The organism is Fulvivirga kasyanovii (genome assembly GCF_009711405.1).
In the GTDB taxonomy this organism is placed as follows: domain Bacteria; phylum Bacteroidota; class Bacteroidia; order Cytophagales; family Cyclobacteriaceae; genus Fulvivirga; species Fulvivirga kasyanovii.
Genome location: NZ_SMLW01000487.1, coordinates 1 through 13,412, shown reverse-complemented (window position 1 = coordinate 13,412; position 13,412 = coordinate 1). Strand labels below are relative to the sequence as shown.

Here is a 13,412-nt window from a genome sequence, read left to right as displayed (position 1 = left end):
TGAACTACTTGCATAATAAAAATTAACCGGCATACTAAGCTCTGATAACAACCATATCAATCATTCGAATGGTCAATATACCTGTTCCAATCACAACATTTCCGCCAACCGGTGGACCTGTGTAAACCCTGCGCTCAGTATTATGCGGCTCCACATACTGATACCGGTCAAGCTCCTGTTAGCCTCCCTGCTTCTTATCCTGTCTGCCGGGTGCTCGCCTAAAACATCACAAACCCATTTACCTATAGATTCGCTTCAGAGCTTTTCTCATTTCGGACAACAGAAAATACAGGAGAAATGGTGGACTTCTTTTGAAAATGCAAAGTTAAACAGTCTGGTGGACAGCGCTCTTACATCCAATTTCGAACTGGAAAGTGTATGGCAGCAGTTGCAGGCGGCAAGGGCAGTAGCTGACCGAGAGTCATCCTTCCTGCTTCCTGACATAGAGGCAACCGTGCAAAGCGCCATCAACCGCCCCCAGCCTGATTTTGTGGGAGGCGAAAACATTCGTTTCGGACTAAACGCTGCCTACGAGGTTGACCTTTGGGGCCGCATCAGGTCGCGGGTAGAGGCTGAACGCTACAGGGCCAGGGCTTCTTATGCCGATTATCAAAGTGCCGCCATCACACTCTCTGCAGAGATCGTACTTACCTGGTACCAGCTCATAGCTGCTCAAAACCAGTTACAACTGGTCAATGAGCAGGTAGAAACCAATGAAAAGATCGTAAAACTCATCCGTGCACGCTTCGGAAGCGGGCTTATTCGTGGTGTGGATATTCTCCGCCAGCAGCAACTGCTGGAGGCAACCCGGGAGCAAAAAGTTGTTGCCGAGTCGCAATTTGAAGTCCTGAAACATCAGCTTGCGGTGCTGCTGGGCAGGCAGCCCCAGAGTGACTTCGACATTTTAAATTATGACCTGCCCGAGCCACCACCACTACCCCAAACCGGAGTTCCCATGGAGCTGGTACGCAGGCGGCCTGATGTGCAAAGGGCTTACAACCTCCTGAAAGCTGCGGATAACGACCTCGCCTCGGCCATAAGCAGTCAATATCCCAGGTTGTCGCTCACTGCCACAGCATCCATGAGGGCCAATAATGCCGATGACCTTTTCCAAAACTGGGCAAGATCGCTGGCAGGCAACCTGGTAGCACCGCTTTTTTATGGTGGCAGGCTTAGCGCAGAGGTGGACCGCTCCGAGGCCGTTAAAAACCAAAGGCTTTATGAGTACGGACAGACAGTACTCGTAGCCTTTCGGGAAGTAGAAGATGCGCTAATCCGGGAGGTAAAACAAAAAGAGCGGATTGAGGTTCTAAAGGAGCAGCATGACCTGGCTGAAAAAACTTATGAGCAATTGCAAACAGAATACTTCAATGGCCTCAGCAATTACCTGGATGTGCTCACGGCCATGGACCAGGAGCAACAATTGCGCAGGGATCTGATCGCTGCAAAATATACCCTGCTGGAATTCAGGATCGCTTTGTACAGGGCATTGGCCGGAGGTTTTGAAACGGAAAGAGAATCCGGGGAGGCCACTAACGCTGAAAACGAAAATGAGTAAAAAGAAGACACTGATCATATGTTTGGGAATATTGCTTGCAGGAGCGATTGTTACTGCTATTATTTTCTTTACAGAACCCGAAGCTGTGAGATCAGGGGCTACAAAGGAAACGGCCATGCTGGTGGATGTCACTGAAGCGGAATATGGAGATTTCCACCCGACAATCGTAACCACGGGCACCGTACAACCGGCAAAAGACATTATGTTAAGCCCACGGGTGAGTGGTCAGGTGACGATGCTTTCCGAAAATTTTGTTCCCGGCGGGTTCGTACGCAAAGGTGAGCTTCTGCTGCAAATAGACCCTGCTGACTATCGCAATGCCCTGCAGCTCAGGCAAAGCGAACTCAGCCAGGCACTCGCAGACCTGCACATAGAAATGGGACGGCAGGACATTGCCAGAATGGACTATGAACTTGTAGGCGACAGCCTGCCTGATGAAAACGAGGCGCTGGTGCTTCGGGAACCGCAGTTGAACGCTATAAAAGCCCGTGTAAAAGCCGCACGCGCCGCCGTGGACCAGGCGAGGCTGGATCTCCGGCGGGCTTCCATTCGGGCTCCTTTTGATGCCCACATCCTGGAAAGAAATGTAAATGTAGGCTCTCAGGTTGCTCCTGGCAACAACCTGGGCCGGCTCGTGGGGATGAATACCTACTGGGTAGTAGTGACTGTACCTGTTTCTCAGCTTCGCTGGCTCTCATTCCCCGAATCAAACCTTTCGAAAGGCTCCACGGTAAAAGTCCGCGACCGTTCCGCCTGGCCTGAGGGGGAGTACCGCACCGGCAACCTCTATAAAATGGTAGGAGCGCTTGACGATCAGACCAGACTTGCCCGGGTGCTGGTGGCCGTCCGTGATCCGCTCGTCCATCAGGCAGACTCTTCAAACCAGCCCAGACTTATGATCGGTTCATTTATGGAAACCCGGATAACGGGCAATAAAATAGAAGATGTGATCCGGCTTAACCGGGATTATGTCCGCAATAATGAAACCGTGTGGGTCATGGAAAAGGGCAAATTACAGATCAGGGAAGTGAACATATTGCTCAACGATGCCAGATACGCCTATATCACGGATGGCCTTACTAAAAATGACCGCATAGTAACCACCAATCTGACCACGGTAGCCAACGGGTCACCGCTGCGCATCAACAAAAGTGATAGTACAGGGCAGGCCGCATTGTCTGATTCAGTAAACCATTCCGCACATTGATGGGTACATCAAACTCAAATAATGCCCCTGAAAAAGACCACTCCGGTGCTATTGGTTATATGGCACGCAACCCCATTGCAGCCAACCTGCTGATGATCATCCTGCTGGGCGGCGGTATCTGGACCATGTTCAATATTCAGAAAGAAGTGTTCCCTCAATTCCAGCTCGACATGGTAGAGATCAGGGTGGTATATCCGGGAGCGGCCCCGGCAGAAGTAGAAAAAGGCATTTTATTGCCCATTGAAGAGGCCGTGAGAGGTGTACAGGGCATCAAGGAGATTACCTCAACGGCCGAAGAAGGCTCAGGAACGGTACTGATAGAGCTGGTAGCAGGCACTGAGCGCATGAAGGCCTTTCAGGATATTGACCAGGCCGTCAACCGCATCAGGACCTTTCCCGAGGATATAGAGCAACCGGAGGTTCAGCTCCAGGCCCGGCAGCGCGATGTCATGGAGCTGGGTCTCTATGGCAACGTCGATATATGGACATTGCGAAAGCTGGCAGAAAGGTTACGCGACAGGTTGCTCAGTAATGAGGGCATCACCCAGGTGGAAATTGGCAATGTGCCCAGGTATGTAACCCACGTGGAAATCCCCCGGCATAAACTGAGGGAGTATAACCTTACCCTCGGCGAGGTGGCCGACATTATAGAGCAGGCCAGTGAGGACATCCCCGCCGGCGCCGTGGAAACCAATAGCGGAGAGATTTTGCTTCGCATGAAAGAACGCAAGCAGTGGTCGGAAGAATTCGGGACCATTGACATTATCACCTCTCCTTCCGGAGCCACTGTAAAACTGGCGGACCTGGCCACCATAACTGATGGTTTTGAGGAAGAAGGCTTTCATGCCCAGTTCAATCGCCAACCATCTGTTGAAATACAGATCTACAGAATCGGCGACCAGTCTCCCCTGGACATTGCAAAATCCGTACAGGCCATACTCAAAGATTTTGAAGCTTCCCTGCCTCCGGGAGTCAAATACCGGATAGACAGCAATCGTGCTGAGGATTATGAAGAACGGCTTTCGCTCCTGACTGAAAACGGCATACTGGCGGTGATCATCGTTTTGGTCATACTCACTTTGTTTCTCGAATATCGCCTGGCCTTTTGGGTGATGATGGGCATGACGGTCTCATTTATCGGCGGGCTTATTTTTTTACCGGTCGTTGGAGTGAGCATCAACATGATCTCCATGTTTGGGTTCCTGGTGGTGCTGGGCATAGTGGTTGATGATGCGGTGGTGGTAGGTGAAAATATCTACGAGTTGCGCCAGCAGGGTATGGATTATCTTGATGCCGCCATTACCGCCACCAAAGACATTTCAAAACCGGTATTTTTCAGCATACTCACTACAATAATTGCCTTTGTACCTCTGCTTTTTATTCCGGGTACCACAGGCAAATTCTGGTGGCCGTTACCTGCGGTTGTCATTACCATTCTGGCGGTTTCCCTGATTGAGGCCTTGTACATCCTTCCTGCCCATCTCGGACGCGGCTCAAAAAAATCGTTTAAAATAGCCCGGTACATCGAAAAATGGCAGCAGGCCTTTGCCAAACGGTTTGACAACTTTGTAGACCGGTATTATCGCCCATTCCTGGAGCTGTCCCTGCGCCACAGGTATATCACTTTTAGCGCTGCCCTCACTCTCCTACTCATCGTGGGTGGCTATGGCTACAGCGACCATATGGGCATCATTATGATGCCGGAGGTCTCTGCCGATGAAATTGAAGCGGGTGTTACACTGCCAGTAAGCACCACTCCTGATCAGGCCGCCAAAGTAGCCAACGAGATCACGGAATCAACTTACCGGATGTTTGAAAAGCATAACCTGCATGAGGCTGCCGAGGGCATTAAAACCAATGTCAGAGGTCAAAATTTTATAGATGTGGAGATTGTGATGAAGCCCCCGGACGAGCGTGAAATGACTGCACGGGATGTTATTAGTCTCTGGCGTGATGAAATCGGGGACATAGAAGGTGTTGACCAGATCACATTTGAAGCAGAAAGAGGCCCGGGAGGGTATCAGCAGGACATCAGCGTGGACCTGAGCCATGCGGATATTGAGGTGCTGGAAAAAGCCAGTAAGTCCTTTTTTGAACGTGTCGAATCTTTTGAAACCACCCGTGATGTAAATGATAACTACAACAAGGGCAAAACCCAGTTGGACTTCAAACTACTCCCGGAAGGACGCAACCTGGGACTTACCCCGTCAGAGGTGGGACGCCAGGTAAGGGATGCATTCTTCGGAGCACTGGCCATGCGTCAACTCCGCGGCACCAATGAAATAGAAGTACGAGTAAAGCTTCCTTTGGAGCAAAGAAAGGATATTCATAACCTGGAGAGCTTTCTTGTGCGCGCTCCAGACGGTACTGAGGTACCTTTGCTGGATGTGGTGGAAGTAAGCCAGCGGGAGGCCTTTACTTCAATCAATCGCCGCGATGGCCGCCGGGTGGTGACTGTCGGAATGGATGTGGAGCCTTCCAATGCCGTAACCCGGGTGCTGGAATCCATTAAGCAGGAAGTGCTGCCTCAGCTCAGGGCAGACTTTCCCGGGATCACCTGGAGCTTTCAGGGTAGCCAGGCGGAGATGAGAGAGTCTACACAGGCACTCTGGGGTGGTTTTGCCCTGGCCATGATGATCATATATGCCCTGTTGGCTTTGGCCTTTGGCAGCTATATCCAGCCACTAATTGTGATGATTGCCATACCCTTTGGTGCCGTAGGTGCTGTAATAGGTCATATCCTGCTGGGGTATGATCTGTCACTGGTCAGCCTGATGGGGGTTATTGCCTTATCAGGGGTGGTGGTAAACGATTCACTGATCATGATAGACTATGCCAATAAGCGCCGTTCGGAGCAATCTGCCTTTGACGCCATTCATGAGGCGGGGATCAGAAGGTTCCGACCTATCATCCTCACCACACTGACTACCTTCGGAGGGCTCACCCCTATCATCATGGAAACGTCACGGCAGGCGTACTACCTGATACCCATGGCTATTTCCCTTGGTTTTGGCATCATATTCGCCACTTCGATTATCCTGCTTATCGTACCCTGCCTCTACATGATCCTGGAAGATACAGTGAGCAAAGTGAAAAAACAGACCTGATATGATCGTAATCATAAATCTGTTCAAGGGTATGGGTTATCTTTGTCCCTTCAAATGGTTTTTGAATTATGAGTGAGCAAAAAGAAATACAATCCCGGGAAGAGATAAAGCAAATGGTGGATAGCTTTTATGCTAAAGTGAATGAAGACGAGTTGCTGGCCCCGGTTTTCAACGATTTTGCCGGTGTGAATTGGGAAAAGCACCTCCCCATTATGTATGACTTCTGGTCAACCATACTGCTTGGTGAAATGAGCTATAGGGGGAATCCTTTCTTAAAACATATACCACTTCCTGTTGACAAAAAGCACTTTGACCGTTGGCTAAATCTTTTCCTGGAGACGATAGATGAGCATTTTACAGGAAATATAGCTGAAGAGGCCAAGCACAGGGCAAGAAGCATTGCGGGTATATTTCAGCATAAGCTGGCTTCTATCAATCAAGAGTAGGAGTTTGTGGTTCCTATGACGCGGAGTCCTATTCGAGAGACATCCGCTGGGAAGTGGTGATTGGCTTGGTGGCTAGGGCTGGGAGACCGAAGACCGGAGACGGAAGTGATCGGTGGTTGGTAAGAGGTTGGTCGGTAGCCGGTGGAGTGTTAAAGAATTGGAATTTTGAATATTTCTAAGACACTACTATCCCCTTGAGAGGATTATAGGGGTGTTTTAAATTGATAAACGGTAAATAACATAGGTTAGCATTTTCAACAATGCAGTTTTTATTAAAATCGCTCAACCTTAATCAGGGAAGTTCAATTAGTGTGAGAATGGTGAACCGCGAACTGAATGTACTACCACAGTTTACTATTTACACTTATCACTGATTACCAGAAATAAGTAGCCAATATTTAGCCTTTTTCGATGTTTAAATTACGGCGACACAAAACCTAAAGCCTATGTAGTTGTTAAATAATCGATGATAAACGAAACGACTTATAAAGAAAACCAGGAAATAGGCAATGCCATCACCCATGGGGTTGGCGCTCTCCTGGCTATGGCTGGACTGGTAATACTGATATTACTGGCTTATTGGGAAGGTACCACAACGCACATTCTGAGTTTCACCATATTTGGCAGCATGATGGTGGTGCTCTATCTGGCATCTACCATATACCATAGCATCAAAGACAAAAAACTGAAATCAGTGTTCAGGAAGCTGGACCATATGTCGATATACCTGTTTATTGCAGGTACTTATACTCCTTTTTGTTTTATACTGCTTAGCGGCTCCACTCAATGGTTCATACTTGCTGCTGTATGGGCTTGTGCCTTACTGGGCGCTATCATGAAGATCTTCTACACAGGCAAAAAAGAACTATTGTCAACGCTGCTGTATATATCCATGGGCTGGATCGGGATGATCTTCATCGACACCCTTTATAGTATGATGTCATTACAGGGGTTCGCCTTTTTACTGATCGGAGGCCTGTTCTATACGGTTGGTACCATCTTTTACATGAAAGAAAAGATCCGCTACAACCATGTGATCTGGCACTTGTTTGTACTGGGAGGAAGCACTTTTCACTACTTTTCTGTATTGAGCCTTTTATAGCATTGCCACCTGAAACCTTTGGAGCAAATAGAGGAACAATGCGAAACGTACCCCCGAAAATCAGTAAAAGTGCCTATTACTTTTTATTCTTTCCCTGTTTGCCAACTGCTTTTGCCGATTGCCATTTACAATCGGCTGTCAAACACAGAGACGAAAAATTAATATTTCTCCGGAAATCTCACCTGAACCCTCTACATCCTATTAGATAGACTTGCTAAACACAGGGCTTGAACCTGTCTTTGCCCTGCGAAGCCTTACATCAAGCACCATTGCTATATTCCTGATAAAGGCCCGCCCCATCGGGGTGATCTGAAGCTTACTGACTGATAGTGTGACCAGCCCTTCTTTTTGCATAACAAGGAATTGATCCAGGGCATCCTTATCTAAAACTTCCAGCAGTTCAGAATCAAAATAAACCTCACCGGTACAAAGAAGGCTTAGGATGTGCTTTTTAATCAGCAGATCTTCATCAGTCATGGCATGGCTTTTAATCATGGCCAACTCCCCGTTCAGCACCTTGTCCTTGTACTTTTCCACTACCTTTTCATTCTGCATATAGCCATACTTTGCATCACTGATAGCAGAAGTACCCAGACCGATCAAAAGATCGGTGTTAAAGATAGTATAGCCCATAAAGTTACGGTGCATGGTGCCATTTTCTGCTGCCTTAAACAGTTCGTCGGCGGGAAGTGCAAAATGATCCATGCCAATATCGCTATAGCCAAGGTTTGCAAGCTTTTCCTTTCCCAGCTCATACAGCCTGCGCTTGTTCTCGTTATCCGGAAGGTCAGCCTCAGAGTAACCTCTCTGCCCGGGCTTGATCCAGGGCACATGCGCATAGCTATAGAAGGCTATCCTTTCCGGCATAAGCTCCCCTACCCGGTCTATGGTATTAGCCACACTGTCCACTGTCTGGAATGGCAGGCCGTAAATCAGATCAAAATTTACAGAAGTGTACCCGATCTTCCTCGCCGCCTCTGTTACTAATTTCACATTTTCAAACGGCTGGATGCGATGGATTGCTTTCTGAACTTTCGGGTCAAGGTCCTGAATGCCAAAGCTTACCCTCCTGAACCCATAATCGTAAAGTGCTTTCAGGTGATCTTCCGTGGTGTTGTTAGGGTGGCCTTCAAAGCCAAATTCGTGTGCCGGGTGTACCTCAGCATACTTCAAAATACCTTCCATGAGGCGTTTCAGGTTCTCGGGGCTAAAAAAAGTGGGTGTACCCCCGCCAAGGTGCAACTCCCGGATCACAGGCTTTTCATCCCATTGGTTCAGGTACATTTGCCACTCGGCAAGCACTGCATCAATGTAGCCTTCCTCTACTTTATGGTTCTTCGTGATCCTCGTATTGCACCCGCAATAGGTGCAAAGACTTTCACAAAAAGGGAGATGGATATACAAACTTATCCCTTTCTGCTGATTGCTTTCGTTAAATGCCCTGTTCACAATATGCAGCCAGTGCTGTTCGCCTATAACCTCCTGATCCCACATCGGCACTGTAGGGTAGCTGGTATACCTCGGAGCCGGCACATTATACTTCCTGATTAATTTCTCAACATTCATAAGCCCTAACGTTTGTAGCAAAACTAAGAGACGCTCCACTCTTATTTTATGATCTGGTTCATATCAAAACATGATAAAGCTCAGTCACGGGAGTAGTGACTCCATCCTTTCAGGACTTTTGAAGGGGTTCGGCTCTGACAAAAGGCTACACCTTTTGCTGATAGATAGCGCCTTTTTAAGGCTGGACTTGCGCTCGTATTGTATCAGGTTGCTGCCCATAGATGAAGTTGGCTTTGCCCCCATAAACGTGATAACAATCCTATTTGGTTAGGCCTCCGCTTGTTTTATTCCTACAGGACAATTTGATTTAAATGGCTATCCTACAAATATTTTATCTCTACGGGATACTCGCTGCAGAGGGGATTCGTAATTAATTTATAACAAGACAGTATAGTGTCCTGTAAAGACATAATATTTATAGAAAAACGAAAAGCAAGTACGTGTCATAGGAATGCCATGGAATATACAACCCATTTGTAGCACACATGCAGGCATATGGAGGTAAACATGTGCGTTTTAAATTCACTTAATCGATACCATGCATAAATCTAATCCGTGCTTAACTCAATAGCATTGAACAGGATGTCACGTAGTTATTTTTTACTTACTGCCAGCCTCAGGCTTAAAACAGCCAGCAGTAATGTAAGTGGTGTGAAGATCATCTTTTCATAAATGTTGTTGGAGGCAATATTGCCAATAGTATTAAGCAGGAAAAGAAAGAACATGATCCATAAAAAGCCCTTGAGCAGACCATGCTTGACGTTAGTTTTGATAATACCTCCGTGGATGCACACCACGGTCAGCATAGCGATATTAATAGCTATGGAAATCAACTCGAAAATGACCATTTCTGAAGCATTTTTGAGCCTGCCTCCCCACACGATTTCAAAAGGCACCAGGCCTAGCAGAATGAGCATGTGAAAAACGATAACAAGGCTTAGAATAGCTACTAATATGTATGTTGCTTTCTTGTCAGAGATCCATTTCATAGCTTCAAGCTTTGTTTTCGGGAATAGTAAAATAAAAAGTACTGCCTTCTCCTGGTTTTGACTCTACCCATATGCGGCCGCCAAGCGCGTCCACTATTTTCTGGCATTGCGCCAGCCCTATACCTGTACCATCATACTCTTTCCGCGAATGCAATCTTGTAAAGATCCTGAATACTTTCTCCTGGTCTTCCTCTGCGATCCCTATACCATTGTCCGAAACTGAAAACTGCCACATATTGTCTTCGGGCACCGCTTTGATCTCAATTTGCGGCCTGACTCCCGGTTTTTGAAATTTAATGGCGTTTGATATCAGGTTCTGAAACAACTGCCTCAGCTCCGTGGCATATGTATTCAGCACGGGAAGCTTGCTTACCTCAATGTGGGCGCTACTATTCCGGATCAGGGCCGACATATCATTGAGTACGGAATCAACTAACTGATCACAATCAACCTCTTCCCGGTTTAGCGCCTGCCCTACCCTAGAGTAATCCAGCAGGTCTTTGATCAATGCTTTCATCCGTTCGGAAGTCTGAGACATAAGCCGGATATACTCCTTTGCATGCTCATCCAGCCGATCTTTATACTCCAGGGACAGCAGCCGTACCAGGCTCATGATGGTATGTAAAGGCTCTTGCAGGTCATGCGAAGCCACATAAGCAAACTGCTCCAGCTCTTTATTTTTCTTCTCAATTGTATCGAGAGAATGCTGCAACTTTTGATTGATCATTATTTTTTCGGTTACATCACGTATAGCCGCCAGTACCAGCTTCTCATTATCAACGTCTACAGGACTTAAACTGATCTCCACAAAAAACTCGCTGCCATCCTTTCTCCTCGCCAGAAGCTCCCTGCCGCTTCCCATCTGGCGTACTACCGGCTCCTGGTGATAGCTATTCCTATAGTGGATATGCGATTGCTTAAAACGGCCGGGCACCAGCACTTCTATCATTTGCCCCTTGAGCTCACCTTTCTCATATCCGAAAACTTCCTTCACACGGTCGTTGGTCATTATTACCTGACCTTCACTATTAACAACAATAATAGCATCAGGGCCTGAGCGAAACACTTCCTGGTATATTTTATTACTGAACATGCACTGGTAATTATGGTTTAGATACAGTCAAACACAATGCCCCTCCGTCCAAAGTCTAATATACCATTAATGATCTTTAAAACTAACAGACAGTTTGATAACATGGCACAGGAAAAGGATGTTTGGCAATAGTTAATGACAGGGATCCAGGCTGAATTTCCGGGGAGACTCTCCTCTTTGCTGACAGACAGTTGTTAATAGCAATAGGCTAAGCAGTTGGCAAACTCGTATAATATAACAATAAGCGCGGTTTACTGATTTTCCATGGTAAGTTTCACATTCCCATGACAGGTAACAAAAAAGAGGTTGGATCAAAGTCCCGCAGACTCCGAACCAACCTCTTAAATCTATAACTTCAGTGTAAAATCAGGATTGACTTACCTTTGTTGATTTCAGCCACTCGTGGGCATCCTCAACAGCATCGAAGTACTTCATAATACCCTGAGCCGCATTTCTCTCAATATTTTTTACATAAAATTCCTTGAATACATCTGCGTCCATTACTATGGCCACCCTCTTCAAACCATATGAGATGGCCTTAGGCAGTATTTCTTTTTGCATCCAGGAAGATGTGGCCGGCCCAACGATACCTTCTTTTCTGATATCAGACAACCAGCCTGTAGCACCATACTCTTTTAAAAACTCCACACCTTTGGTAAACATTAAACGATAGGTGGCATCGTCCTGATATTTCTTCCAGATCAACTCTATTGAGTTTGTTTCTTCATTGAACCGGAGGTCTGCCTTATCATGCTCCAATAGTAATTTCATAATTGTTGTAGTTTATTGATAGTTGTTTCAGTTCATGATGTTTAATGGTTAGGTTGGTTAAATGCGTTGAGTTTTATACGGGTTAATAACACAAATATAATACATGGTAACCCGATCCACACAGCCTCAGAAAGCAATACTTTTTTACCCCATTCACTAAAGAAATTGGCAACGCCAATAGGAGAAACTTTTATCGGCCGCCAGGGGAAAAAATACCTGGAATTATCAAAGGGCGAAAAAAATGCAACTCCCAATCCTCCACTGGTCAGGGCATCCAGAATGCTGTGTGAAGCAGTGCATAAGAAGAAATAAGATACGTAAGCCAGTGCTTTTTTCCAATTCAAATCACGCCGGTAAAACAGTGCCGTAATTACTATGCCCGTAATCAGCGCAAATACAAACGAATGGGTAAAACCCCGATGGCCCCAGAATGCCTCATAGGGAATGCCAAATTTAAAGCTGATCACATCGGCATCGGGTAAAATAGAGCAGGCCGCTCCCAATATGAAAAACTTTGCGTTTTTAAACTTCGAAGGGTATGCTGTACCCATGCTGGCTGCAACAAGTGCATGTCCAAAGGCTGATGCCATAATTTTTGATTTAGTAGTAAGTAGCTGGTATTGAGTAGTGAGCGGCCTCTTCAACTCAATACCATACAAATAATCAGGCCTGCAGGATTAGCTTTCTATACCGCTCTTTGGTCAGCTTCCATCTCCTTACCGGCTGTTCAAAGTTAATATATCCCGGCGTGGTTGTGTATTCTTTTTCAAATTGGAAACCTACATTTTCAAGCACTTTATTAGGGGCGGGGTTCAGGGCATACGGCTCACAAAAGAGGGTTTCGAGCTTTAGGTTTTCAAAAAAATAAGGCAGCGACATTCTCACCAGCTCCGTGCCCGTTCCTTGCAGCCGCTTTTCCGGTTGCCAGAGGTGCAGGTGCATATAAGCCTCTTTGCCATAAATGATCTTGTTTACATTAGAATGCCCCACTTCATGCCGGTTGGCTATCCATATTAAGGCATAGGAAGATTTGCGTTCAAAGGGCAGTGCCATATCCAAAGCCAGCATTTCAAACATTTTCTGTCGCGAAGGCAATTTTTTAATGTCCGCGCCCATGCTTTCCAGTTGGCCTTTAGTCAGGTTATGCCAGTAATCCAGCACCAGCCCGATATCCTTCTTTTTGATTTCTCTTACAGATAACATCATAGTTAGTTTTTTCGGGGCGCATGTGAATTAAAGTTGGTTTTATTAAATAATTATTTACTGATCTCTATTCCAACAATTTCAGGTCGTCGTCGTCAAGCTTAACTACTCCTACAGGTATCCTGCCTTTTACTATTTGCTTAATATGGTTCTTTTCAGATTCTGTAAATCCTCCACAAAGCTCAACCAGTTGGATACCTTGTCGCATCAGCTCATTGGTAACCTCTACGGCCTCTTCCAAACCGGACACGCCGACAATGGTAGTACTAAACTCATCAGTGCCTAAAAAAGTACGCTGACCGGCTGACGAATAGCTTTTGTGCTTTACCAAAAACGCATATTTATTCAATACTCCCATAACATGTAACTG

Annotated in this window: 13 protein-coding genes; 6 read left to right on the top strand and 7 right to left on the bottom strand. The window is 46.5% G+C overall.

The genetic code is table 11. The annotated features are described in order from the left end of the window. Positions 1–142 precede the first annotated feature (142 nt). The 5 genes from E1163_RS09360 to trhA all read left to right on the top strand — a co-directional run bounded on the left by E1163_RS09360 (position 143) and on the right by trhA (position 7,420). On the top strand, positions 143–1,558 hold the full coding sequence (locus E1163_RS09360) for a TolC family protein (RefSeq protein ID WP_155171177.1): 1,416 nt from the start codon (positions 143–145) through the stop codon (positions 1,556–1,558). Continuing rightward, on the top strand, positions 1,551–2,765 hold the full coding sequence (locus E1163_RS09355) for an efflux RND transporter periplasmic adaptor subunit (protein WP_155171176.1): 1,215 nt from the start codon (positions 1,551–1,553) through the stop codon (positions 2,763–2,765). The genes E1163_RS09360 and E1163_RS09355 overlap by 8 nt, the downstream gene beginning before the upstream one ends. Then, positions 2,765–5,872: an efflux RND transporter permease subunit gene (locus E1163_RS09350; protein ID WP_155171175.1), complete on the top strand. Its 3,108-nt coding sequence runs from the start codon at positions 2,765–2,767 to the stop codon at positions 5,870–5,872. Before E1163_RS09355 ends, E1163_RS09350 begins: the two co-directional genes overlap by 1 nt. 68 nt (positions 5,873–5,940) lie before the next feature. Continuing rightward, a complete protein-coding gene (locus E1163_RS09345) occupies positions 5,941–6,318 on the top strand; it encodes a group III truncated hemoglobin (protein ID WP_155171174.1) in 378 nt (125 codons plus the stop codon). A 466-nt stretch (positions 6,319–6,784) separates the two neighbouring features. Then, complete coding sequence (trhA, locus tag E1163_RS09340) at positions 6,785–7,420, top strand: PAQR family membrane homeostasis protein TrhA (RefSeq protein WP_155171173.1); 636 nt, start codon at positions 6,785–6,787, stop codon at positions 7,418–7,420. Between the two features lie 201 nt (positions 7,421–7,621). On the opposite strand, the gene hemN is transcribed toward trhA, so the two are convergent. Then, a complete protein-coding gene (gene hemN, locus E1163_RS09335; protein WP_155171172.1) occupies positions 7,622–8,986 on the bottom strand; it encodes an oxygen-independent coproporphyrinogen III oxidase in 1,365 nt (454 codons plus the stop codon). 70 nt (positions 8,987–9,056) lie between these two features. On the opposite strand from hemN, the gene E1163_RS09330 reads away from it, so the two are divergent. Further along, complete coding sequence (locus tag E1163_RS09330) at positions 9,057–9,257, top strand: hypothetical protein (RefSeq protein WP_155171171.1); 201 nt, start codon at positions 9,057–9,059, stop codon at positions 9,255–9,257. Positions 9,258–9,579: 322 nt separating this feature from the next. Here E1163_RS09330 and E1163_RS09325 read toward each other — a convergent pair whose 3' ends face one another. From E1163_RS09325 to E1163_RS09300, 6 genes are all read right to left on the bottom strand, one after another. Beyond that, positions 9,580–9,975 carry a hypothetical protein gene (locus tag E1163_RS09325; RefSeq protein ID WP_155171170.1) on the bottom strand — a complete coding sequence of 132 codons (396 nt, stop codon included), beginning with the start codon at positions 9,973–9,975 and terminating at the stop codon, positions 9,580–9,582. Positions 9,976–9,979: 4 nt separating this feature from the next. Further along, positions 9,980–11,068: a sensor histidine kinase gene (locus E1163_RS09320; RefSeq protein ID WP_155171169.1), complete on the bottom strand. Its 1,089-nt coding sequence runs from the start codon at positions 11,066–11,068 to the stop codon at positions 9,980–9,982. 366 nt (positions 11,069–11,434) lie between these two features. Next, complete coding sequence (locus E1163_RS09315; protein WP_155171168.1) at positions 11,435–11,839, bottom strand: STAS/SEC14 domain-containing protein; 405 nt, start codon at positions 11,837–11,839, stop codon at positions 11,435–11,437. A 41-nt stretch (positions 11,840–11,880) separates the two neighbouring features. After that, on the bottom strand, positions 11,881–12,429 hold the full coding sequence (locus tag E1163_RS09310) for a metal-dependent hydrolase (protein ID WP_155171167.1): 549 nt from the start codon (positions 12,427–12,429) through the stop codon (positions 11,881–11,883). 73 nt (positions 12,430–12,502) lie between these two features. Beyond that, positions 12,503–13,045 (bottom strand): GNAT family N-acetyltransferase, encoded by a 543-nt coding sequence (locus tag E1163_RS09305; RefSeq protein ID WP_155171166.1) that lies wholly within the window; start codon positions 13,043–13,045, stop codon positions 12,503–12,505. 64 nt (positions 13,046–13,109) lie between these two features. Beyond that, positions 13,110–13,412: DUF6506 family protein (locus tag E1163_RS09300; protein ID WP_221417968.1), on the bottom strand; the 303-nt coding region annotated here is incomplete at its 5' end.

What these genes read in the sequence shown, in the direction of transcription:
- E1163_RS09360 (WP_155171177.1), top strand. Translation starts at nt 143, where the DNA reads ATGCGGCTCCACATACTGATACCGGTCAAGCTCCTGTTAGCCTCCCTG.
- E1163_RS09355 (WP_155171176.1), top strand. Translation starts at nt 1,551, where the DNA reads ATGAGTAAAAAGAAGACACTGATCATATGTTTGGGAATATTGCTTGCA.
- E1163_RS09350 (WP_155171175.1), top strand. Translation starts at nt 2,765, where the DNA reads ATGGGTACATCAAACTCAAATAATGCCCCTGAAAAAGACCACTCCGGT.
- E1163_RS09345 (WP_155171174.1), top strand. Translation starts at nt 5,941, where the DNA reads ATGAGTGAGCAAAAAGAAATACAATCCCGGGAAGAGATAAAGCAAATG.
- trhA (WP_155171173.1), top strand. Translation starts at nt 6,785, where the DNA reads ATGATAAACGAAACGACTTATAAAGAAAACCAGGAAATAGGCAATGCC.
- hemN (WP_155171172.1), bottom strand. Translation starts at nt 8,986, where the DNA reads ATGAATGTTGAGAAATTAATCAGGAAGTATAATGTGCCGGCTCCGAGG.
- E1163_RS09330 (WP_155171171.1), top strand. Translation starts at nt 9,057, where the DNA reads ATGATAAAGCTCAGTCACGGGAGTAGTGACTCCATCCTTTCAGGACTT.
- E1163_RS09325 (WP_155171170.1), bottom strand. Translation starts at nt 9,975, where the DNA reads ATGAAATGGATCTCTGACAAGAAAGCAACATACATATTAGTAGCTATT.
- E1163_RS09320 (WP_155171169.1), bottom strand. Translation starts at nt 11,068, where the DNA reads ATGTTCAGTAATAAAATATACCAGGAAGTGTTTCGCTCAGGCCCTGAT.
- E1163_RS09315 (WP_155171168.1), bottom strand. Translation starts at nt 11,839, where the DNA reads ATGAAATTACTATTGGAGCATGATAAGGCAGACCTCCGGTTCAATGAA.
- E1163_RS09310 (WP_155171167.1), bottom strand. Translation starts at nt 12,429, where the DNA reads ATGGCATCAGCCTTTGGACATGCACTTGTTGCAGCCAGCATGGGTACA.
- E1163_RS09305 (WP_155171166.1), bottom strand. Translation starts at nt 13,045, where the DNA reads ATGATGTTATCTGTAAGAGAAATCAAAAAGAAGGATATCGGGCTGGTG.